The following is a 20,721-nucleotide window of genomic DNA, read 5'->3' on the forward strand; positions in this document are numbered from 1 at the left end:
ACGCTGGAACCTGCGCATGAGTCGCCGCCTGCCGACCATCCATGGCGTGACCGAGAAGCCGGCAGGCTTCTACAAGGCCGAGCAGCTGGACCTGGAGTTTTCCAACGGCGAACGCCGCCAGTTCGAGCGCATGCTGGCGCGCGGACATGGCGCGGTGGTCGTGGTGCCGATGCTGGACGATCAGACGGTGCTGCTGGTGCGCGAGTACGCGGCCGGCATGCACCGTTACGAGCTGGGGCTGGTGAAGGGGCGCATCGATGCGGGCGAGACCCCGCTGGAAGCGGCCGACCGGGAACTGAAGGAAGAGGCAGGCTATGGCGCGCGCAGGCTGGATGCGCTGCGGCAGATGACCCTGGCCCCGACCTACATGAACCACCAGTCCTGGTTGGTCGTCGCGCGCGACCTGTACCCGGGAAAACTGCCGGGCGATGAGCCCGAGGACATGGAAGTCGTGCCGTGGAAGCTGGATGCGCTGCATGAATTGATGCTGCGCGAGGATTTCTCCGAAGGACGGTCGCTTGCGGCGTTGTTCATTGCACGAGAATGGTTGAAGAACGCTTGACCCGCATTACCCCCGATATCCACGAGGCCGTCATCGCCATCGCGCGCGAGGCCGCGTCCGCCATCCTTCAGGTCTACGAGCGTGGCTTCGAAGTCGAGCACAAGGCCGACCACAGCCCGCTGACCCAGGCCGACCTGGCCGCCCATCGCGTGATCGCCGAAGGCCTGCACCGGCTCACCCCCGGCTTGCCGCTGCTGTCCGAAGAAGGGGCGCATGTGCCCTGGTCGGTGCGCCAGGATTGGCCGACCTACTGGCTGGTCGATCCGCTCGATGGCACCCGCGAGTTCGTCAAACGCAACGGCGAGTTCACCGTCAACATCGCCCTGATCGAGGACCACCGGCCGGTGTTCGGGGTGATCCTGGCCCCGGTCACCGGCCAGGTCTGGCACGCGCAGGAAGGGCGCGACGCGTTCCTGCGCGAAGGCGAGACCGACCGCCTGATCCGCGTGCGCCGCCCGGCCAGCGCTACCTTGAAGGTCGCGGCCAGCCGTTCGCATCGCGACCCGCGCACCGACGCGCTGCTCGCCCGCATCGGCGATGCGCAGACCGTGGCCCTGGGTTCCTCGCTGAAGTTCTGCCGCATCGCCGAAGGCCTGCTGGACGTCTACCCGCGGTTCGGCCCGACCTGCGAGTGGGACACCGCGGCGGGGCAGTGCATCCTGGAAGCGGCCGGCGGCGTGCTGCTTGCGCCCGATGGCCGCGCCTTCCGCTACAACCGCCGCGAGACCCTGCTCAATGGCGATTTCATGGCCCTGGGCGATGCCACGCTGCCCTGGCGCAGCTGGGTGCCCGAGGTGGCCGCGCAGGAGTGAGTCGCCGCCCCGCAGGCCGGTATCAAAGGACATCCGCATGAGTGCCCCCGCACAACAGATCGACCGCCTGCTGCGGATCATGGCCAGGCTGCGCGACCCCCAGGGCGGTTGCCCCTGGGACCTGCAGCAGGACTTCGCCTCCATCGCCCCGTACACGGTGGAAGAGGCCTACGAGGTCGCCGATGCCATCGACCGCAACGACCTGCACGACCTGAAGGACGAGCTGGGCGACCTGCTGCTGCAGGTGGTGTTCCATGCGCAGATGGCGGCCGAGCAGGGCGCATTCGCCTTCGGCGAGGTGGTGGAGTCGATCTGCGACAAGATGGAGCGTCGGCATCCGCATGTCTTCGGCGACCTGGCCGGGGCCGATGCCGCGCAGGTCGGCGCCAACTGGGATGCGATCAAGGCCCGCGAACGTGCGGACAAGGGACAGACCGACACCTCGGCCCTGGCCGGTATCGCCCGTGGGCTGCCCGAATGGCAGCGTGCACTGAAACTGCAGAAGCGTGCCGCGCGCGTCGGCTTCGACTGGCCAGGCCCGCTTCCCGTGCTGGACAAGCTGCGCGAGGAGGCCGACGAGGTCCAGGCCGAACTGGCGCTCCCGCCCGGCCCGGACCGGCAGCAGCGGCTGGAGGACGAGATCGGCGACGTGCTGTTCGTGGCGGCCAACCTGGCGCGCAAGTCCGGGGTGGATGTCGGGACCGCGCTGCGCCGGGCCAACCTGAAGTTCGAGCGTCGTTTCCGCGCAATGGAAGTGCTGGCCGCTGGCCAGGGGCAGCCGCTGGCCGACCTGTCGCTGGAAGAGCAGGAGCGTTGCTGGCAGCGGGTCAAGCAGGCCGAGCGCGACGGAGCCGCCTGAGGGCGCGGTGACGATGAAGGTCCTGGGCCTGTTCCTGCTGACCGCGCTTGCCGAGATCCTGGGCTGCTATCTGCCCTGGCGCTGGTTGCGGCAGGACGGATCGGCCTGGCTGCTGCCGGCGGCGGCGGCGAGCCTGGCGCTGTTCGCCTGGCTGCTGACCCTGCACCCCACCGCTTCCGGGCGCGTCTACGCCGCCTACGGTGGCGTCTACATCGCCGTGGCCCTGGGCTGGCTGTGGCTGGTGGACGGCGTCCGGCCCACGCGCTGGGATGTCCTGGGCGCATGCCTGTGCCTGGCGGGCATGGCGGTCATCATGTGCGGGCCGCGCCCTGGCTGACGCCGGGTGAGGAACGAGAAACCAGTAACGAGAAACGAGAAACGAGAAACGAGTGCGGGCTTCCCGTGGATAGCGGCGTTGCCCACTCGTTCCTCGTTCCTCTTCACTCGTTTCTGATCACTTCGCGCCAGGGTCGTAGAACATCAAGAAGGCCGCGCCGACGATCAGCGCGAAGGCCGCGTAGTGGTTCCACTTCAGCGGCTGCCCCAGGTACCAGGTGGAGAAGCCGGCGAAGATCACCAGGGTCAGGATTTCCTGGATGGTCTTAAGCTGCACCACCGAGTACACCGCACTGCCCATGCGGTTGGCCGGCACCTGCAGCATGTACTCGAAGAAGGCGATGCCCCAGCTGGCCAGGATGGCCACGAACAGCGGCGCGCTCTTGTGCTTGAGATGCCCGTACCAGGCGAAGGTCATGAAGATGTTGGAGCCCAGCAGCAGGGCGATGGGCAGGATGCGGTCGAGCATGGCGGCTGAATCAGGAGGAGGGTGGCGCACGGTAGCAAGCCGGCGCTGAGCGGTGGGCATCGGCGCGGTGTTCTTCACGTGTCTTCCACTTCGAACCCCTTAGCTTCACAAAGCTGAAGTCCTCCGGAGACGGTAATGCGACATGTGCAGGAAACCTCGGGCCTGGTGCTGGTTGTCGAAGACAACCGCAACATTTCCGAGATGATCGGGGAATATCTGGAAAGCAAGGGCTTCGAAGTCGACTACGCCTCCGACGGACTCGATGGCTATCGCCTGGCCACCGAGAACAGCTACGACGTGCTGATCCTGGACCTGATGCTGCCGCGCATGGACGGGCTGGAAGTCTGCCGCCGCCTGCGCAGCGAGGCGCGCAAGTCCACCCCGGTGCTGATGCTGACCGCGCGCGACACCCTGGACGACAAGCTCAACGGCCTGGGCACCGGCGCCGACGACTACCTGACCAAGCCTTTCGCCATCCAGGAGCTGGAAGCGCGCCTGCGCGCGCTGATCCGCCGCGAGCGCCGCCAGGTCGGCTCGGAAGTGCTCAAGGTGGCCGACCTGGTGCTGGACCCGGTGAGCATGCGGGTTACCCGTGGTGGCACCGAGCTGATGCTCTCGCCGATCGGGCTGCGCCTGCTGACCATCCTGATGCGCGAGTCGCCCCGCGTGGTGACCCGCCAGGAAATCGAACGGGAGATCTGGGGCAATGGCCTGCCCGATTCGGACACCCTGCGCAGCCATCTCTACAACCTGCGCAAGGTCATCGACAAGCCGTTCGACAAGCAGTTGTTGCATACCGTGCAGAGCGCCGGTTACCGCATCGCGGACATCTCCTGAGCGGCATGGTGACGCGACCCGGCCGCGCGCCGGGATTGGGCTGACATGACACACGGGCTCAAGCGCAAGATCCGCATCACCTTCCTGATCCAGGCGGGGCTGGTGAGTATTGCCATCTGCGCGGCGATCTTCCTGATCTCGGCGGTGGTCAAGCACAGCCTGGTCAACGCGATGCTCAAGGAAGAGGCCGAGCACTATTGGGAGCTGTACGGCGCTTCCGGCGTGCAGCCGCCGCCCAATACCCGCAACCTGCGCGGTTACCTGCTGCTCAAGGGCGACTCGCCACTGGCGCTGCCCGAGGATTTGCGCGACCTCTCGCCGGGTTTCCACGAACTGCACGGCGATGGCCTGATGGTGCTGGTGGACGAGCGCCGGCTCGGTCGCCTGTACCTGGTGTCCTTGCGCTCGCAGGTGGACCAGCTGGCGTTCTGGTTCGGCACGGTGCCCATCGTGCTGACCCTGGCGGTGATCTACCTGGTGTGCTGGCTGACCTACAAGCTGTCCAAGCGCGTGCTGTCGCCGGTCAACTGGCTGGCCCAGCAGGTGGCGCAGTGGGACCCGCGCCGGCCGGATGCGGCGGCGCTGTCGGCCGAGCGGCTGCCAGGCGATGTGCAGGGCGAGATCAAGACGCTGGCCATCACCCTGCACGACCTGGCGCAGCGGGTCTCGACCCAGATCGAGCGCGAACGCGATTTCACCCGCGATGCCAGCCACGAGCTGCGCACGCCCTTGACCGTGATCCGCGTGGCCAGCGATCTGGCCCTGGCCGAGGCGTCCACGCCGCGCGTGGTGCGCTCGCTGCACCGCATCCAGCGCGCCGGACGCGAAATGGAGGCGGTGATCGATGCCTTCCTGATCCTGGCGCGCGACAGCGACGTGGAGCCGCAGCGCGACACCTTCGACCTGGCCGAGGTGGTGCTGGACGAGGCCGAAAGCGCACGCGACATGCTGATCGGCAAGCCCATCGACCTGGAGGTCACCTGCAATGCCCGGCCGCGGCTGTACGCCTCCTCGCGGGTGATGCACGTGGTGATCAGCAACCTGCTGCGCAACGCCTGCGCCTATACCGATGAGGGGCGCATCGATGTCATCGTCGACACCGATCGGGTCACGGTGCGCGACACCGGCATCGGCATGACCGAAGACGTCATGTCGCGCGCGTTCGAACCGTTCTACCGCGCCGACGAGTCGCGCCCGCACGGCACCGGCCTGGGCCTGTCCATCGTCTCGCGCCTGTGCGCCCGCTTCGGCTGGAAGGTCGAGCTGACCAGCGCGCTGGGGCAGGGGACGAGCGCGGTGATCCGCTTTCAGCCCTGAGGGGCTGGGAAGTGAGTAGGTGAAAGCGAGGAGTGAGGGGGTAAGGCGGGGAGTGAGGAGTGAGCGGAAGCTGCACTTCCTGCAAAGTTGTTCGCGCGGATGACTCCGAGAAGCGCAGCTTCCACCACTCCTCGCCTTCGCTCACTCCTCACTCCTCGCCCCACCGCTCACTCCTCGCCCAAAGCCAGGCGCCGCCGGATCTCCTCCACCGGCACGTCCTCCAGATGCGTGGCCAGGGTCCAGCGGTGGCCGAAGGGATCGATCACCGTGCCGGTTCGGTCGCCCCAGGGCTGGTCCTGGGGCTCGCGCTCGATGCTGGCGCCGGCGTTGGCGGCCTGGTCCACCGCCGCATCCACGTCGGGCACGTACACCATCAGCGACACGGTGGTGCCACCGCGCGCGTGCGGCCCGGTCTGGTCCAGCTCCGGCCATTCGTCGGAGAGCATGATGAAGCTATCGCCGATGCGGAATTCGGCATGGCCGACTTTGTGGCCCATCGGCAGGCGGAAGATCTCCTCGGCATCGAAGGCCTCGCGGTAGAAGGCCAGCGCGGCATCGGCGCCGTCGACGATCAGGTACGGGGTGACCGCGTGATAGCCCTGCGGCTTGTACGGGACGGGCATGGCGTGGCTCCAGGCGTTGAAGGACGGCGCGGCAGCGCCATCCAGGTCAGGGGGGGGCATTACGGCGCGATGTAGGGCGCCAGCGCCTTGGTCCACAGCGCGTAGCCGTCGGCGGTCATGTGCAGCATGTCCTCGCGGAACAGCGCCGGGCGCGGCTGGCCATCCGGCCCCAGCATCGGGGTGAATACGTCCACGTAGCGCACGTCGCGCATCTGCGCCGTGCGCTGCTGGATCAGCGCATTGGCCTGGCGGATCTGCGGCAGCAGGTTCGCGCGCGAGGGGCTGGGCTTGATCGACAGATAGACCACCGGCACGCCGGGCAGGTCGCGGCGGACGCGGGCGATGAAGGCCTGGACATCGGCCGCCACCTGCTGCGGGCTACGGCCGCTGTTGAGGTCGTTGTCGCCGGCGTAGAACACGATCTGGCGTGGCTTGTACGGCGTGACGATGCGGTCGGCGTACCAGGTGCTGTCGCGCACTTCCGAGCCGCCAAAGCCACGGTTGATGACCGGCGTGCCGGGGAAATCCTGCGCCAGCGTCTCCCACATGCGGATGGAGGAGCTGCCGATGAACAGCACCGCATCGCGCGGCGGCGGATTGGCCGCATCCCTGGCGGCGAAGTCGCGCATGTCCTGTTCCCAGGCGGCATTGGAGACTTGCCCCTCCTTGCCGACGGTCGGGGCGGCGGACTGCGCCGAGGCGCTTGGCGCGCTGGCGGCCGGCGAGGCCTGCGGGCGCATCGTCTGGCAGGCTCCCAGGGTCAGCGCGAGCAGCGCGGCGATCAGGGCGGTGGATGGACGGTTCATGCGATGTCTCCCTTGTTGCGGTGTGGTGCCAAAGCGGTCCGTGGCGCGGGCGCCGGCCCCGGGGTGGAGGGCGGCTGTGGCAAAATCGTGCCCCTCTTTCCCGATCCATCGTCTCATGGCCCTCACGCACGCCCCCGCCGCGGGACGACCACGTCCAGGACAGTCCTGACCATGGCCGACTCCTTCGGCCACAGGCCGCGCGGCCCGGCGCGCATGCTCAAGGCCACGCAGTGGTCGCTGCAGGGGCTGCAGGCGGCGTGGTTGCACGAGTCGTCCTTTCGCCTGGAAGTGGTGCTGTTCGTGATCCTGGCCCCGCTGGGCGCCTGGCTTGGTGCCGATGGGGTCGAGCGGGCGCTGCTGGTCGGCAGCCTGCTGCTGGTGCTTTGCGTGGAATTGCTCAATTCGGCCATCGAGACGGTGATCGAGCGCTACGGCCCGGAACACCATGTGCTGGCCGGTCGCGCCAAGGACATGGGATCGGCCGCCGTGCTGCTGGTGATGTTCAATGTGCTGCTGTGCTGGGCGCTGATTCTGCTGCCTCGGTTGTTCTGACACTGTCATCGCGCGCATGACCGACACTGCCCGCGTTCGCTGCGTTCCCCTTCGTTCCTAGGACCCCCCTCCATGAGTTTCGAGTTCCTGGCCGACCCCAATGTCTGGCTGACCCTGATCACCCTGAGCGCCCTGGAAATCGTGCTCGGCATCGACAACCTGGTGTTCATCTCGATCGCGGTCAGCAAGTTGCCCGAGGCCCAGCGCCCGACCGCGCGCCGCTTCGGCATCGCCGTGGCCTGCCTGACGCGCATCGCGCTGCTGGTGTCGCTGGCGTTCCTGGCGCGCATGCAGAACGACCTGTTCACCGTGGGCGGCATGGGCATCTCCATCCGCGACCTGGTGCTGGTGGTCGGCGGCCTGTTCCTGCTGATCAAGGGCAGCATGGAGATCAAGGAGATGATCACCGGCGGCGAGGACGAGGACCCCACCACCAGCAAGACCAGCGGCGTGTTCGGGCTGGTGATCCTGCAGATCGCCATCATCGATATCGTGTTCTCGCTGGATTCGGTGATCACCGCGGTGGGCATGGCCCAGCAGATCCCGGTGATGATCGCGGCGATCCTGCTGTCGGTGGCGGTGATGCTGCTGGCGGCCAATCCGCTGGGAGAGTTCATCGACCGCAACCCGACCGTGAAGATGCTGGCGCTGGCCTTCATCCTGATGATCGGCGTGGTGCTGGTGCTCGATGGCCTGGACGTGCACGTGCCCAAGCCCTACATCTACGCGGCCATGGGGTTCTCGGTGCTGGTGGAGGTGCTGAACCTGCTGATGCGCCGCCGCGCCGCGGCCCATGACGTCCCTGGTGCTGGACAGTGGTAAAACGGGCACCTTGGCTCCACCAAGCGTGACGTGACCCCATCCCCAAAGCTTTCCGGCGGCCTCGGCCGCCGTCAACTGGAGTGTGTGACATGCGCCTGTTCGCCCGTGCCGTGTTGTTGATGTGTCTGGTCGCTGTGCTGTCCAGCTGTGGCTACAACACCATCCAGCAGAAGGACGAAGCGGTGAAGGCCAGCTGGTCGGAGGTGTTGAACCAGTACAAGCGCCGCGCCGACCTGATCCCCAACCTGGTCAAGACCGTGCAGGGCTATGCCCAGCAGGAACGCCAGGTGCTGACCGAGGTCACCAATGCCCGCGCCCGCGTGGGCCAGATCCAGGTCAACGCCGACGATGCCGCCTCGCTGCAGCAGTTCTCCCAGGCCCAGGGCCAGCTGTCCAGCGCGCTGTCGCGCCTGCTGGTGGTCAGCGAGAACTATCCCAACCTCAAGTCCGACCAGTCCTTCCGCGACCTGCAGGCGCAGCTGGAGGGCACCGAGAACCGCATCACCGTGGCCCGCGGCCGCTACATCCAGCAGGTGCAGGACTACAACACCTACATCCGCCAGTTCCCACAGGTGCTGACCGCCAAGGTGACCGGGGCCAAGGAGAAGCCCAACTTCACCGTGGCCAACGAAGCCCAGATCTCCGAAGCGCCGCAGGTGGATTTCAGCGCCCCGCCGCCGGCCTCGCCGCAGCAGCAGGCACCGGCCCAGCCGCAGCCGGGCGGCTGACGGACCACCGCGATGATCCGTTTCGTGCCGCGTCTGTGGCTGGCCCTGTGTCTGTGGCTGGCGTGGCTGCCGGCGGGGGCGCAGCAGGAGGCGGCGATCCCGGCGCTGGATTCGCCGGTGGTGGACACCACCGGCACCCTGGACGCCGCGCAGAGGCAGCAACTGGAACAGCAGGCCCGGGCCCTGCAGCAGCGCAAGGGCAGCCAGCTGCAGGTGCTGATGATCCCCAGCACGCAGCCGGAAACCATCGAGCAGTACACCCAGCGCGTGTTCGACCAGTGGAAGCTGGGACGCAAGGGCGTGGATGATGGCGTGCTGCTGGTGGTGGCCAAGGACGATCGTCGCGTGCGGATCCAGCCCGGTTACGGCCTGGAAGGCGCCATCCCCGATGCCATCGCCAACCGCGTGATCCAGGAGTACCTGGTGCCGCGGTTTCGCCAGGGCGACTTCGCCGGCGGCATCCAGGAGGCCAGCGCGACCCTGGTCAAGCTGATCGATGGCGAGACCCTGCCGACCCCGATCAGCACCCACGATGTCCGTGCCGAACAGCGGCGGCGGGCGGGTGGGGGCTGGATCTTCGCGCTCATCGCCGGCTTGTTTGCCGCCAACCTGGTGCGTGCGGTGTTCTCGCGCGCGCCGCGTCCCCTGCGCAGCCTGCTGGCCGGCGGCGGCGCGGCTGCGGCCGCCTTCTTGTTCTCCTCGCTGTGGCTGGCCAGCGGCGTGGCCGGCGTGCTGGGCCTGCTGATCGGCCTGGTGTCCAGTTCCGGCCGCCGTTTCGCCAGTCATGGTGGCTGGGGGGGATGGGGCGGCGGTGGCGGCTTCGGGGGCGGTTGGGGTGGTGGCGGCTTCGGCGGGGGCGGGGGCTTCGGCGGCGGTGGCGGCTGGGGCGGCGGCGGTGGTTCTTCCGGAGGCGGTGGCGCCTCGGGGAGCTGGTGATGTCGCGCCTGCTGCGTCACCTGTTCGCGCCGTCGGCCAGCCGGCTGTTCTCCGAGGACTGCCTGCACCGCATCGCCGATGCCATCGCCGCGGGCGAGCAGCGCCACGTCGGCCAGGTCATGTTCGCGGTGGATGCCGCCCTGCCGGCGGGCGCGGTCTGGCGCGGGGTGCCGCCGCGCGTGTTCGCCGAGGAAGCCTTCGCGCGCCTGCGCACCTGGGACACCGAGCACAACAACGGGGTGCTGATCTACCTGCTGCTGGCCGACCACCACATCGAGATCGTGGCCGACCGTGGTTTTGCGGGGAAGGTGACGCCCGCGCAGTGGCAGGCGGTGTGTGCCCGCATCGAGGCGCTGATGCAGCAGGGCAGCGCCCAGCACGCCGCCATCGCCGGGGTGGAGGCGGCCTCGGACCTGATCGCCCAGCACTTCCCGCCCGGTGGCGCACGCGACAACGAGCTGTCCGACCTGCCGCATCTGCTGGACTGAACAGGGCGCCATTGGGCCGTCGCGGTTCTCTAACGCCTTGATCGCCAAGGCGTTCAGGCTTTGGCGGTTGTGTTGGGCCGCGCTTTGGGCTTTGATCCTCACGCAGGCTTCACGCCGGACCGTCCATCGGAAAAAGCGTGAATCCCTGTGCCAGCGGCTGGGCGGGCTCAAGTTTCCCGCCCAGCCGACGATCTTCCGGAAGTCGCTTCCGCACATTGCCGCCAGGTTCCGTCATGCACGACATGCTCCGCCAGACGCTCGACCATCTGCCCTCGCTGTATCGCCGCGCGCTCAAGCCCGATGGTCGGCTGATGGCCACGGCCGTGGTGGCCGGGGTGGGGCTGGTGGCCGCGGGCGCCAACGTCCTGGCGGCGCTGGCAGCGGTGCTGTGCGCCTTTGAATGCATCTGCCAGTACCAGTGGACCCTGCCCAGCGAGAATGCGCGCTCCTCGCGCCTGCGCGCGGTCGGCTTCGCCGGGTTCGCCCTGGTCACCCTGGCGCCCGCGCTGGGAGACATGGCCTGGGCGCTGGGCGCCTTTTCCCTGGTGCAGGCGGTCATGGCCCTGCATGGGGCCATCAAGGAGCGCGAGGTGTTCCTGGATGAGGTCAGCCGGGCCTGCCAGGCCTCCAGCGCCCATCAGCTGCTGGAAGCCTGCAAGCGCGACCGCGGCCTGGTGGAAGCCTATCTGGATGGCAGCAACGAGCACCTGGCCGAGCAGGCCACCATGGCCCTGCAGGTGGCCAGCCTGCGGCTGTTCCACCAGCAGGCCGCCCTGATCGCCAAGCGCGCACGCCTGGCGCCCTGAGGACACCAGCGCGCGTCGGCCGCCACGGCCGATGCGCAGGCGCCTCCCCGCCATGCGGTGGGGCGCGGCCTGCGGCAAAATAGGGCTCGTTTCTCCGGCTGCCCTTCTCGATGACGTACCTGCACCAGATCGATCCCATCGCCCTGTCCCTCGGGCCGCTCAAGGTGCACTGGTACGGGATCGCCTACGCCCTGGCGTTCGCGCTGGCCTGGTGGCTGGGTCGCCGCCGCATCCTGCAGGGGCGCCTGCCGGGGGTGACGGTGGATCATTTCTCCGACCTGCTGTTCTACGGCATGCTCGGCGTGGTGCTGGGGGGGCGCATCGGCTACGTGCTGTTCTATTCCTTTGGCGACCTGCTGGCCAACCCGCTGATGATCCTGCGCGTGTGGGAAGGCGGCATGAGCTTCCATGGCGGTCTGCTGGGCGTGCTGATCGCCGCGGGCCTGTGGACGCGCAAGCACAAGCTGCATTTCTTCGACACGGTGGATTTCGTCGCCCCGCTGGTGCCGCCGGGCCTGGGCCTGGGACGGCTGGGCAACTTCATCGGCGCCGAGCTCTGGGGCAAGTACACCCAGGCCGGCTGGGGCGTGATCTTCCCCAGCACCGATCCCAACATCACCAGACTCCAGCTCACCCCGGAGCAGATCCAGGCGCAGTACGCCTCCGGCGCGCTGGACGTGTTCGCACGCCACCCCTCGCAGCTGTATCAGGCCTTCCTCGAAGGGCTGACGATGTTCTGCGTGCTGTGGTGGTTCTCGCGCAAGCCGCGCCCGCGCTACGCGGTGTCCGGCTGGTTCGCCATCCTCTATGGCGTGTTCCGCATCCTGGTCGAATTCGTGCGCGTGCCCGACGCCCAGGTCGGTTACCTGGCCTGGGGCTGGCTGACCGAAGGCCAGCTGCTCAGCGTGCCGCTGGTCCTGCTGGGCGTGTTCCTGCTGTGGCTCTCGCGCCGTGCGCCCACGCTCCATCCCTCCCCGCTGCCCGAGACCGCCTGATGCGCCAGTACCTCGACCTGTTGCGACATGTGCTGGAACAGGGCACGGAAAAGTCCGACCGCACCGGCACCGGCACGCGCAGCGTGTTCGGCTGGCAGATGCGCTTCGATCTGAACGAAGGCTTCCCCCTGGTCACCACCAAGAAGCTGCACCTGCGCTCGATCATCCACGAGCTGCTGTGGTTCCTGCGCGGCGAGACCAACATCGCCTACCTGAAGGACAACAAGGTCAGCATCTGGGACGAGTGGGCCGATGCGCAGGGCGAGCTGGGCCCGGTTTACGGCAAGCAGTGGCGCAGCTGGGAAGGCGCCGACGGCAAGACCTTCGACCAGATGCAGTGGCTGGTGGAGGAGATCAAGCGCAATCCCGATTCGCGGCGCCTGGTGATCAGCGCCTGGAACGTGGCCGAGCTGCCCAAGATGGCGCTGATGCCCTGCCACAGCTTGTTCCAGTTCTACGTGGTCGAGGGCAAGCTCAGCTGCCAGCTGTACCAGCGCAGCGGCGACATCTTCCTGGGCGTGCCGTTCAACATCGCCAGCTACGCCTTGCTGACCCATATGGTGGCCCAGGCAACGGGGCTGGGCGTGGGCGATTTCGTGCACACCCTGGGCGATGCGCACCTGTACTCCAACCACTACGAGCAGGCGCGCGAGCAACTCACCCGCACGCCGCGGCCGCTTCCCAGGCTGGAGCTCAATCCTGAGGTGACCGACCTGTTCGGCTTCACCTTCGACGACATCCAGATCCACGGCTACGACCCGCATCCGGCGATCAAGGCGCCGGTGGCGGTATGACGGAGAACCGGTCCCGGCTCTCCATCACCCTCATCGCCGCGATGGACCGCAACCGCGCCATCGGCCGCGACAACGACCTGCCCTGGCGGCTGCCCGACGACCTCAAGCGCTTCAAGGCGCTGACCCTGGGCAAGCCGGTGCTGATGGGGCGCAAGACTGCCCAATCGCTAGGGCGCGCGTTGCCCGGGCGCCTGAACCTGGTGCTGACGCGCAGCGGGCAGGTGCCGTTCGCGGACATGGTGGCGGTCGATTCGGTCGATGCGGCGATCGCCCGGGCGCAGGAGCAGGGCGCGCAGGAACTGTGCGTGATCGGTGGTGGCGAGGTCTACGCGCTGACGCTGGCGCGGGCCGATGCGCTGCTGCTGACCCTGGTGCACACGGCGGTGGAAGCGGCCGATGCCTCCTTCCCCGATTTCGATGCGCGGCAGTGGAAGGAATCGGCGCGCAGTGCGCACCCGGCCGATGCGCGTCACGCCTTCGCCTTCGACTTCGTGGACTACGTGCGCGCCGGTTGATCGGCCGCCGCGCGCATCGAGGAGGGCAGGGATGCTGAAGGTCCTGTTCGTCTGCACCCAGAACCGCCTGCGCAGTCCGACGGCCGAGCAGGTCTTCGCCGACTGGCCCGGCGTGGAAACCGCATCGGCCGGGCTCGGCCACGAGGCCGGCCAGCCGGTCACGCCCGAGCTGCTGCGCTGGGCGCAGCTGATCTTCGTCATGGAGCCGGTGCATCGCCGGCGGCTGTCGGCGCGATTCGGCGCGCACCTGGGGGCCGCGCGCGTGGTCTGCCTGGATATCCCGGACGACTACGCCTACATGGACCCGGACCTGATCGCGCTGCTGCACCGGAAGGTGACGCGCTTCCTGCCGATGCGCTGAGCGCCGGCGCATCGCGCCGGCGGCCTGCTCAGTCGTGTTTGCCGCCCGCGGGTACTTCGCGCCCGGGCACCTGCACCAGGCGCAGGTCTTCGCTGTCCAGCTGCAGGGCGCTGAGCTTGCCGCCCCACACCGCGCCGGTGTCCAGCATGTGCACGCCGTGGCCGAGCATCAGTCCCAGGGTGGACCAATGCCCGCAGGCGATCTTGAGTTCGCGCTCGGCCCGGCCCGGGACTTCGTACCACGGGTACAGGCCCTGGGCCTGGGTGCCGGGCGCGCCTTTCTCCTCGATCGCCAGGCGACCCCGCGGGGTGCAGTAGCGCATGCGCGTGAACACGTTGATGATCGCGCGCCAGCGGTCGTAGCCGGCAAGGCCGGTGGACCAGTGCGGCTTGTCGCCGTACATGTTGCGCAGCAGGCGGCGGTAGTTGTCGCCATGCAGCTGTTGCTCGACCTCGCGCGCGTAGCGCTCGGCCAGTGGCACGGTCCACTTCGGCGCCAGGCCGGCGTGCAGCATCATCCAGCCCAGCGTGCGGTCCACGTGCACGAGCTTCTGCTTGCGCAGCCAGTCCAGCAGGACGTCGCGGTCCTGCGCCAGCACCACGCGCTGGAGGTCGGGATTGACCTTGCGCTGCTCTTCTTCCGAGCGCGCGCCAACGGCGAGCAGGGACAGGTCGTGATTGCCCAGGACGACCACGCTCTGCGCGCGCAGCGAATGCACCAGCCGCAGGGTCTCCAGCGATTGTCCACCGCGATTGACCAGGTCGCCGCAGAACCACAGCTGGTCGCGCGCCGGATCGAAGCGGATCTTTTCCAGCAGCCGCTGCGTGACGTCGTAGCACCCTTGCAGGTCCCCGATGGCCCAGATACTCATGGGGGCGACCTCAGTGCAGGGTTCGGGGAATGGACAGCGTGAACGGCGCGATGGTCGCCGAGAACTGCGTCCCGTCGTCGGCCAGCATGTCGTAGCTGCCGCGCATCACGCCGTACTCGGTTTCCAGCACGGTGCCGGAGGTGTACTGGAACACTTCGCCAGGACGCAGGCGCGGTTGTTCGCCCACCACGCCTTCGCCGCTGACTTCCTCCACCTTGCCGTTGGCATCGGTGATGATCCAGTGGCGCGAAATCAGGCGCGCGGGCACCTGCCCGGTGTTGCGAATGTTGATGGTATAGGCGAAGGCGTAGCGACTTTCCTGGGGAATGGAACGCTCATCCAGGAAGCGGGTCGCGACGTCGACGTCGATGGCATAGTCGGTCTTCATGCCGGCCAGTTTAACAAGCGGGCGTGAGGCGGGCGGCGAGAAGCGAGGAACGAGTGGTGAGGAACGAGAAACGAGTGGGAAGATCGGAATCGAGATCAGGCACTCGTTCCTCGTTCCTATTCACTCGTTTCTTAGGCTATTCGCCAGTCGGATGAAATCGGCGACCTCGATCTGCTCGGCGCGCGCATCCGGGCGCAGGCCGGCCGCTTCGATCGCGCTGCTGTCGCAGACCGTGGACAGCGCGTTGCGCAAGGTCTTGCGGCGCTGGCCGAAGGCCGCGCGCACCACCTCGGACAGGCGCCGGGGGTTGTCGATGCCGAGCGTGGCCGCCTCGCGCGGCACCATGCGCACCACGGCCGAGTCCACCTTCGGCGGCGGGCGGAACGCGCCCGGCGGCACATTGAACAGCGCGGTGACCTGGCAGTAGGCCTGCAGCATCACGCTCAGGCGGCCGTAGACCTTGCTGCCGGGGCCGGCGGCCATGCGGTCCACGACCTCCTTCTGCAGCATGAAGTGCATGTCGCGGATTGCGCCGGCATGGTCCAGCGCATGGAACAGGATCGGCGAGGACAGGTTGTAGGGCAGGTTGCCGACCAGGCGGATCTGGCCCCCACCGGCCAGCTCGGTCAGGTCCACCTTGAGCACGTCCGAATGGACGATGTGCAGCGTTCCGATCTCGCGCGCGGCATGGGTCAGCGGTTCGATCAGGTCGCGGTCGAACTCGATGGCGGTCAACTCGCCATGGCGGCGCAGCAAGGGCAGGGTGATGGCGCCCTGGCCCGGGCCGATCTCCACCAGGCGGTCGCCGGGCCTGGGGTCGACCGAGCCGACGATCTTGTCGATGTACAGCTGCTCGGCCAGAAAGTGCTGGCCCAGCGCCTTCTTGGCCGGGGCGGAAAACGCGGTGCCGTCGCCGGCGTTGGAGCGGGTCATCGGGAAGCCTTGCGGTGCTGGGCGAGCCGGGCGCAGGTGGCGACGGCGGCCATGAAGCTGGAAGGATTGGCGCGGCCGCTGCCGGCCAGATCCAGGGCGGTGCCATGGTCCACGGCCACCCGCGGATAGGGCATGCCCAGTGTCAGGTTCACGGCCTGCTCGAAGCCGCTGTACTTGAGCACCGGCAACCCCTGGTCGTGGTACATCGCCATCACCGCATCGAAGCGGCGCAGCTTGTCCGGCAGGAACGCGGTATCGGCCGGCAACGGGCCCACCAGGCGCATGCCCTGGGCGTTGAGCTCGGCCATGACCGGTTCGATCACCTCGATCTCTTCCATGCCCAGGTGCCCGGCTTCGCCGGCATGCGGGTTGAGGCCGAGCACGGCGATCACCGGCTCGGCGATGCCGAAGTCGCGGCGCAGGGCGGCGTGGGTGATCTGCAGGCGCTGGCGCAGGCGCTGCGGGGTGATGGCGTCGGCGACCGCGCGTAGCGGCAGGTGGGTGGTGACCAGCGCCACGCGCACGATCTCGTTGGCCAGCATCATGACCACGTCGCAACCGGCGCGGCCGGCCAGCAGTTCGGTCGTGCCCGAATAGGCGATGCCACCGGCGTTGACCGCGGCCTTGTGCACCGGCCCGGTGACGATGCCGTCGTAGCGGCCCGCCAGGCAGCCATCGGAGGCCTCGCTCAGGGCGCCGATCACCGCTTGGGCGTTGGCCGGGTCGGCGATGCCGAAGCGCGCGGGCGCGGCGTTGCGCACCGGGTGCAGGACCACATCGCCGGCCTGCCAGGCCGCATCGGCCTGGTGCTGGGCCAGGATCCGCAGGGGCAGGCCCAGCAGGCGCGCGGCCGCGGCCAGCGTGTCCGGGTCGGCGTAGACGGTGACACGGCAATCTGGCCGGCGCTGCTGCGCCAACCGGATGCAGAACTCGGGGCCGACACCGCCGGGCTCACCCGGCACCAGTGCCAGGTGGGGCCGCTCAGCTGCCGGTGGCAGGGGCGGCTGCGGTGCGGATGTCGACATAGGCTTCGCCGCGCATTTCCTGCAGGAAGCGGTTGTACTCGTCTTCCAGCTTGCGGCGGCCGATGGTGTCGCGGACCTGAGCGCGACGGTTCTGGTCGGTCACGTCGGTCTCGCGGCTGCCTTCGCGCTGCAGGATGTGCCAGCCGGCCTCGGTGCGGAAGGGCGCGCTGACCTCGCCGTCGCCGACGCTGGTCACAGCCTTGGCGAAATCCGGGCCGTAGGCGTCAGCCGGGAACCAGCCCAGCTCGCCGCCTTCGCTCTTGGAGTTGGCATCCTCGGAGGACTCCTTGGCCACCTCGTCGAACTTGGCGCCGCCGGCCACGCGCGCGCGCAGCGTGTCGATCTTGGCCTTGGCCGCGTCGGCGTCCTGCACCGGGGTGATGCGCACCAGGATGTGGCGGGCCTGGTACTCGGTCACTTTCTGGGTATTGGCCGCGGCCTGCGAGGCGTCGCGGGTCTCCACCAGCTTCAGCAGCTGGAAGCCGGACGGGCCGCGGATCGGGCCGACCACCTGGCCGGGCTGCATGTTCTTGAGCATCTCGGCGAAGGCCTGCGGGATCTCGTCCTGGCTGCGCCAGCCCAGGTCGCCGCCTTCCAGCGCATTGGGGCTGTCCGAGTAGCGCACGGCCGCGGCGGAGAAGTCCATCTCGTTGCGGTCGATCAGGCCCTTGACGCCTTCGATCTTCTTCTGGCCGGTGGCGATCTGCTCGGCATTGGCGCCGTCGGGCAGGCCGACCAGGATGTGCGCCAGGTGGTACTGGGTGCCGTTGTTGGCCTGAGCGGCCATGGCCGCGTCCACTTCACTCTCGCTGACCTGCACGCGGCTCTGCGCATAGCTCTGGCGCAGGCGCTGGACGGTGATCTCATCGCGGATGGATTCGCGGAAGCCGTCGAAATCCAGGCCGTCGGCGGCCAGGCGCTGGCGCAGGCCATCGACCGTGGTGTTGTTCTGCTGGGCGATGTTGGCGATGGCGGCGTTGACTTCCTGGTCGCCCACGCGGATGCCGCTGCCGTTGGCGCGAGCGACCTGCAGCTTGACCAGCACCAGGCGCTCGGCGACCTGGCGACGCAGGACGTCCTCGGGCGGCAGCTGGCCCGGCTGGTTGGCGTACTGGGCCTTGACGTTGGCCACGGCGCGGTCGAGCTCGCTGGTGAGGATCACGTCCTCATCGACGATGGCGGCGATGCCGTCCAGCGGCCGGGCCGCGGCGGCGTCCTGGGCGAAGGCAGGCGCGGCGGCCAGCGCGGTGGCGATCAGGCCGGCCAGCAGCGAGCCCTTGAACATCGAACGTGGGGACATGGTCTTCATAGGATCGAATCCGGGCCGGAATTGTCGGTCTGCGAGCCCGTCGCGGCGTTGCTCGGCGGCACCAGATACAGGTCGTCGCGGTAGTAGCCGAGAATAGCACGGCGCAAGGTCTGGTCCGTGTTCTGGCCGGCCGAGCCCAGGCCCTTGAACACGAATTCGAACTGGATGGCGTTGTTCAGATCGCCCTCGCGGTTACGCACGAAGCGGCGGGCGAGCAGGCGCACGGCCATGCAGCAGCTGTCCCACTGCACACCGGCGATGGTCTCCAGCGGCTTCTGGTCCAGGATCGAGTAGTAGTAGCGCCCCACCACGCTCCAGCTGGGATTGATGGGGTACAGGAAGGACAGGTCCGCCTGCTCCAGCAACTCGCGGCGATAGCGGTAGGAGATGTTGACCACGCCATCGTCGCGGAACAGGTAGCGCCCACGGATGCTGGCCAGGTCCGCGCGGCGGTACTTGGGGTCCCACTGGTAGGAGGCGCCGATGGTCCAGCGGTCGGTCGGGGCATAGTTGGCATCGGCCACCCAGGCCGACTTGCCCTGTTCCACTTCGCGCTCGCAGTAGCCGGTGCTCTGGTTGCACAGGGTGACCCGCGAGTCATCGAAGTACAGGATCTGGCCCAGGCTGACCGAGAGCTTTTCCTTGCCGTCGGACTGGCGCAGCAGGCGGCTGCTCAGCGCCATGGTCAGCTGGTTGGCATCGGACTGGCGGTCCGGACCGGAGTAGCGGTTGTCGCGGAACAGCTGGCCCCAGCTGTAGGTGAAGGCGCGGGTATCGAACAGCGGCAGGTCGTCCTGGTTGCGGTACGGCGCATTCAGGTAGAACAGGCGCGGCTCCAGCGTCTGCAGGTAGGGCTTGTCGTCGATCTCAGTGTCGCGCTCGAAGAACAGGCCGGCATCCAGGGTGGCGATGGGCAGGCTGCGGGTCGGGTCCTTGTTCGGGGTCTGGTCCTGGCCGGCCAGGCTCTGCGCCAGGCGGTCGCTGAGCTGGTAGGCGGTGTAGCGATAGGCCAGGGTCGGGGTGACGTACCAGGACGCGCCACTGAAGGGCATGGACACGTAGGGCTTGAGGTCCAGGCGACTGCCGCTGCCCCGGCTGGGGTCCTCGTGCTGGAAGTTCACCAGCTCGGTCTTGGCGCCCAGGGTCAGGGTGTGGCCGAAGGGCTGTTCCCAATTGAAGTACAGGCGCGGCACGCGGTTGTAGGGCAGCACTCCGTCGGTCAGCGTGTAGTCGGCCAGCTGCTGGCGGTCGGCCATGACGCCGGCATCCCAGTAAGCGCCCTGGCCGTACAGGCCGATCTGGCTCTGCAGGATGGACTGGGCCATGCCGTAGGCCGAATTGCCGTTGTCTTCCAGGTAGCGCTCGTCGCTGATCCAGATCAGGCCGGCGCGCGCCTGCCACTGGCTGCTGACGTTGTGCGAGCCGTCGAAGCGCAGCGAGCCGCGGTTCTTCTCCTTCAGCGGGTCGTTGTAGCGGATTTCCTCGCCGTTCTCGTAATCCTGACGGCGACGCGCGACCAGGTCGTCGGAGGGGATCCAGCTGCCGCTGACCTCGCCGCGGCCGCGCTCGTACAGATAGCGGAACTCGCCGCCCAGCTGGATGCCGCGCCGGGTCATGATCCGCGGTTCCAGCGTGGCGTCGTAGTTCGGCGCCAGGTTCAGGTAGATCGGCTGCCGGTAATCGAAGCCATTGCGCCCGTTGTTGGCGATGGCCGGATACAGCAGGCCGGTCTGGCGGTGGTCGTCGATGGGGAACTTGGCCCACGGGAAATAGAACACCGGCAGTTCGCGCTTGCCGACGCGGATGGTCGCGCCGTGGGCCACGCCCCAGCCGTCGTCGGTGTTGAAGTCGATGCGCCGGGCGCGCATGGCCCAGTGGCGGTCGTCCGGGTCGCAGGTGGTGTAGGTCGAGCCGTGCAGGGCGCCGTCGGCGCCGGCCATCTCGATGAAGTCCGCCCCACCATTGCCGCGGCGGTTGACCAGCTGGTACTGGACGTTCTCGATGCGGTGGGTGTCCGTGCCCTGGTTGCCTTCGGCGCGCGCGGCGATCAGGCGGATGCCGCTGTCCTGGTAGCGGACATGGCCGTCGGCCACATAGCTCTGGTCATCCTGGTTGAAGTCCAGGCTGTCGGCGTTGAGGAACTGGTCCCCGCGCACCAGGCGGACATCACCCTTGTACTGGGCCTGGGTTTCCCCGCCGTCCAGGGTGTCGCCCTCGATCTCGGTCGGCGCCTGCTCGCGCGCCTGACGCGCGGCCTCGGCATTGGCGGCCGCAGGCGCGGGCTGGCCGTTTCCTGTATCGAAGGCGGGAATGGCGTCCTGGACACGGCACAGTCCCCAGCTCTCGGGTTTGCTGCCGGTCTGCTGTGCAATGGCTGGCAGGGCCAGGGCAATGCCGAGGGGGATGGGCAGCAGGCGAAGAGCTCGTCGCACGCGGGCGGTGGTCCGTCAGGTCGAAAAACGGCGGCTAGATTGCCGTATCGGGAGCGAGGCGGCAATGAAGGTGTCAGGTTGGCGAGAGGTGGGGTTCATCCGGCCCAGCCCGGCCGGTAGGGTCCCGCATCGGGCGTCACGGCGG

At 68.2% G+C, this 20,721-nt stretch carries 24 protein-coding genes and 1 pseudogene; 16 read left to right on the forward strand and 9 right to left on the reverse strand.

Annotated elements, in window-relative coordinates:
* Positions 1-16 precede the first annotated feature (16 nt).
* From nudE to EPA99_RS12795, 4 genes are read left to right on the forward strand one after another with little or no spacing between them, the layout of a single operon-like run.
* A complete protein-coding gene (gene nudE / locus EPA99_RS12780) occupies positions 17-562 on the forward strand; it encodes an ADP compounds hydrolase NudE (protein ID WP_129471615.1) in 546 nt (181 codons plus the stop codon).
* On the forward strand, positions 559-1,374 hold the full coding sequence (gene cysQ, locus EPA99_RS12785) for a 3'(2'),5'-bisphosphate nucleotidase CysQ (RefSeq protein WP_129471616.1): 816 nt from the start codon (positions 559-561) through the stop codon (positions 1,372-1,374). The genes nudE and cysQ overlap by 4 nt, the downstream gene beginning before the upstream one ends.
* A 37-nt stretch (positions 1,375-1,411) precedes the next feature.
* Positions 1,412-2,233: a nucleoside triphosphate pyrophosphohydrolase gene (gene mazG / locus EPA99_RS12790; protein ID WP_129471617.1), complete on the forward strand. Its 822-nt coding sequence runs from the start codon at positions 1,412-1,414 to the stop codon at positions 2,231-2,233.
* Positions 2,234-2,246: 13 nt separating this feature from the next.
* Positions 2,247-2,570 carry a YnfA family protein gene (locus EPA99_RS12795; RefSeq protein WP_129471709.1) on the forward strand — a complete coding sequence of 108 codons (324 nt, stop codon included), beginning with the start codon at positions 2,247-2,249 and terminating at the stop codon, positions 2,568-2,570.
* A 117-nt stretch (positions 2,571-2,687) separates the two neighbouring features.
* On the opposite strand, the gene EPA99_RS12800 is transcribed toward EPA99_RS12795, so the two are convergent.
* Positions 2,688-3,038, reverse strand: a complete 351-nt coding sequence (locus EPA99_RS12800; protein WP_129471618.1) for a DMT family protein — start codon at positions 3,036-3,038, stop codon at positions 2,688-2,690.
* Between the two features lie 135 nt (positions 3,039-3,173).
* Between EPA99_RS12800 and EPA99_RS12805 the strand changes: the two genes are divergently transcribed.
* Positions 3,174-3,875 (forward strand): response regulator transcription factor, encoded by a 702-nt coding sequence (locus EPA99_RS12805; RefSeq protein WP_129471619.1) that lies wholly within the window; start codon positions 3,174-3,176, stop codon positions 3,873-3,875.
* Positions 3,876-3,920: 45 nt separating this feature from the next.
* Positions 3,921-5,192 carry a sensor histidine kinase gene (locus tag EPA99_RS12810; RefSeq protein WP_129471620.1) on the forward strand — a complete coding sequence of 424 codons (1,272 nt, stop codon included), beginning with the start codon at positions 3,921-3,923 and terminating at the stop codon, positions 5,190-5,192.
* A gap of 167 nt (positions 5,193-5,359) precedes the next feature.
* Here EPA99_RS12810 and EPA99_RS12815 read toward each other — a convergent pair whose 3' ends face one another.
* Both EPA99_RS12815 and EPA99_RS12820 read right to left on the reverse strand, forming a co-directional pair.
* The gene (locus tag EPA99_RS12815) at positions 5,360-5,875 is read right to left on the reverse strand and encodes a VOC family protein (protein WP_241688382.1); all 516 of its coding nucleotides are present in this window, start codon (positions 5,873-5,875) and stop codon (positions 5,360-5,362) included.
* Positions 5,875-6,555 carry an SGNH/GDSL hydrolase family protein gene (locus tag EPA99_RS12820; protein WP_129471711.1) on the reverse strand — a complete coding sequence of 227 codons (681 nt, stop codon included), beginning with the start codon at positions 6,553-6,555 and terminating at the stop codon, positions 5,875-5,877. Before EPA99_RS12820 ends, EPA99_RS12815 begins: the two co-directional genes overlap by 1 nt.
* Positions 6,556-6,792: 237 nt before the next feature.
* Here EPA99_RS12820 and EPA99_RS12825 point away from each other — a divergent pair, with 237 nt between their 5' ends.
* From EPA99_RS12825 to EPA99_RS12870, 10 genes are all read left to right on the forward strand, one after another.
* The gene (locus tag EPA99_RS12825; RefSeq protein ID WP_129471621.1) at positions 6,793-7,173 is read left to right on the forward strand and encodes a diacylglycerol kinase; all 381 of its coding nucleotides are present in this window, start codon (positions 6,793-6,795) and stop codon (positions 7,171-7,173) included.
* Between the two features lie 72 nt (positions 7,174-7,245).
* Positions 7,246-7,995, forward strand: a complete 750-nt coding sequence (locus EPA99_RS12830; RefSeq protein WP_129471622.1) for a TerC family protein — start codon at positions 7,246-7,248, stop codon at positions 7,993-7,995.
* A gap of 89 nt (positions 7,996-8,084) precedes the next feature.
* The gene (locus tag EPA99_RS12835; protein ID WP_129471623.1) at positions 8,085-8,723 is read left to right on the forward strand and encodes a LemA family protein; all 639 of its coding nucleotides are present in this window, start codon (positions 8,085-8,087) and stop codon (positions 8,721-8,723) included.
* A gap of 12 nt (positions 8,724-8,735) precedes the next feature.
* Positions 8,736-9,659: a TPM domain-containing protein gene (locus EPA99_RS12840; protein WP_129471624.1), complete on the forward strand. Its 924-nt coding sequence runs from the start codon at positions 8,736-8,738 to the stop codon at positions 9,657-9,659.
* Positions 9,659-10,147, forward strand: a complete 489-nt coding sequence (locus EPA99_RS12845) for a TPM domain-containing protein (protein ID WP_129471625.1) — start codon at positions 9,659-9,661, stop codon at positions 10,145-10,147. The genes EPA99_RS12840 and EPA99_RS12845 overlap by 1 nt, the downstream gene beginning before the upstream one ends.
* 233 nt (positions 10,148-10,380) lie before the next feature.
* Positions 10,381-10,953 (forward strand): hypothetical protein, encoded by a 573-nt coding sequence (locus EPA99_RS12850; protein WP_129471626.1) that lies wholly within the window; start codon positions 10,381-10,383, stop codon positions 10,951-10,953.
* 110 nt (positions 10,954-11,063) lie between these two features.
* Positions 11,064-11,948, forward strand: a complete 885-nt coding sequence (lgt, locus tag EPA99_RS12855) for a prolipoprotein diacylglyceryl transferase (protein ID WP_129471627.1) — start codon at positions 11,064-11,066, stop codon at positions 11,946-11,948.
* Positions 11,948-12,742, forward strand: coding sequence for a thymidylate synthase (locus tag EPA99_RS12860; protein ID WP_129471628.1), 795 nt, complete (start codon positions 11,948-11,950; stop codon positions 12,740-12,742). The genes lgt and EPA99_RS12860 overlap by 1 nt, the downstream gene beginning before the upstream one ends.
* The gene (locus tag EPA99_RS12865; RefSeq protein WP_206733755.1) at positions 12,739-13,257 is read left to right on the forward strand and encodes a dihydrofolate reductase; all 519 of its coding nucleotides are present in this window, start codon (positions 12,739-12,741) and stop codon (positions 13,255-13,257) included. Before EPA99_RS12860 ends, EPA99_RS12865 begins: the two co-directional genes overlap by 4 nt.
* Positions 13,258-13,288: 31 nt before the next feature.
* Positions 13,289-13,618, forward strand: coding sequence for a low molecular weight protein tyrosine phosphatase family protein (locus EPA99_RS12870; RefSeq protein WP_129471629.1), 330 nt, complete (start codon positions 13,289-13,291; stop codon positions 13,616-13,618).
* A gap of 52 nt (positions 13,619-13,670) precedes the next feature.
* Here the strand turns inward: EPA99_RS12870 and EPA99_RS12875 are convergent.
* From EPA99_RS12875 to lptD, 6 genes and pseudogenes are all read right to left on the reverse strand, one after another.
* Positions 13,671-14,489 (reverse strand): annotated as a pseudogene (locus tag EPA99_RS12875) (symmetrical bis(5'-nucleosyl)-tetraphosphatase); the annotation flags it as partial.
* A 10-nt stretch (positions 14,490-14,499) separates the two neighbouring features.
* A complete protein-coding gene (gene apaG, locus EPA99_RS12880; protein ID WP_129471631.1) occupies positions 14,500-14,877 on the reverse strand; it encodes a Co2+/Mg2+ efflux protein ApaG in 378 nt (125 codons plus the stop codon).
* A gap of 120 nt (positions 14,878-14,997) precedes the next feature.
* A complete protein-coding gene (gene rsmA / locus EPA99_RS12885; RefSeq protein ID WP_129471632.1) occupies positions 14,998-15,810 on the reverse strand; it encodes a 16S rRNA (adenine(1518)-N(6)/adenine(1519)-N(6))-dimethyltransferase RsmA in 813 nt (270 codons plus the stop codon).
* Complete coding sequence (gene pdxA / locus EPA99_RS12890; protein ID WP_129471633.1) at positions 15,807-16,835, reverse strand: 4-hydroxythreonine-4-phosphate dehydrogenase PdxA; 1,029 nt, start codon at positions 16,833-16,835, stop codon at positions 15,807-15,809. The genes rsmA and pdxA overlap by 4 nt, the downstream gene beginning before the upstream one ends.
* Positions 16,792-18,120 carry a peptidylprolyl isomerase gene (locus EPA99_RS12895; protein ID WP_425479207.1) on the reverse strand — a complete coding sequence of 443 codons (1,329 nt, stop codon included), beginning with the start codon at positions 18,118-18,120 and terminating at the stop codon, positions 16,792-16,794. The genes pdxA and EPA99_RS12895 overlap by 44 nt, the downstream gene beginning before the upstream one ends.
* Positions 18,121-18,140: 20 nt before the next feature.
* The gene (gene lptD / locus EPA99_RS12900; protein ID WP_129471635.1) at positions 18,141-20,576 is read right to left on the reverse strand and encodes an LPS assembly protein LptD; all 2,436 of its coding nucleotides are present in this window, start codon (positions 20,574-20,576) and stop codon (positions 18,141-18,143) included.
* Between the last annotated feature and the right edge of the window lie 145 nt (positions 20,577-20,721).

This window comes from Pseudoxanthomonas composti, from assembly GCF_004122095.1.
GTDB classification, from domain to species: Bacteria; Pseudomonadota; Gammaproteobacteria; order Xanthomonadales; family Xanthomonadaceae; genus Pseudoxanthomonas_A; species Pseudoxanthomonas_A composti.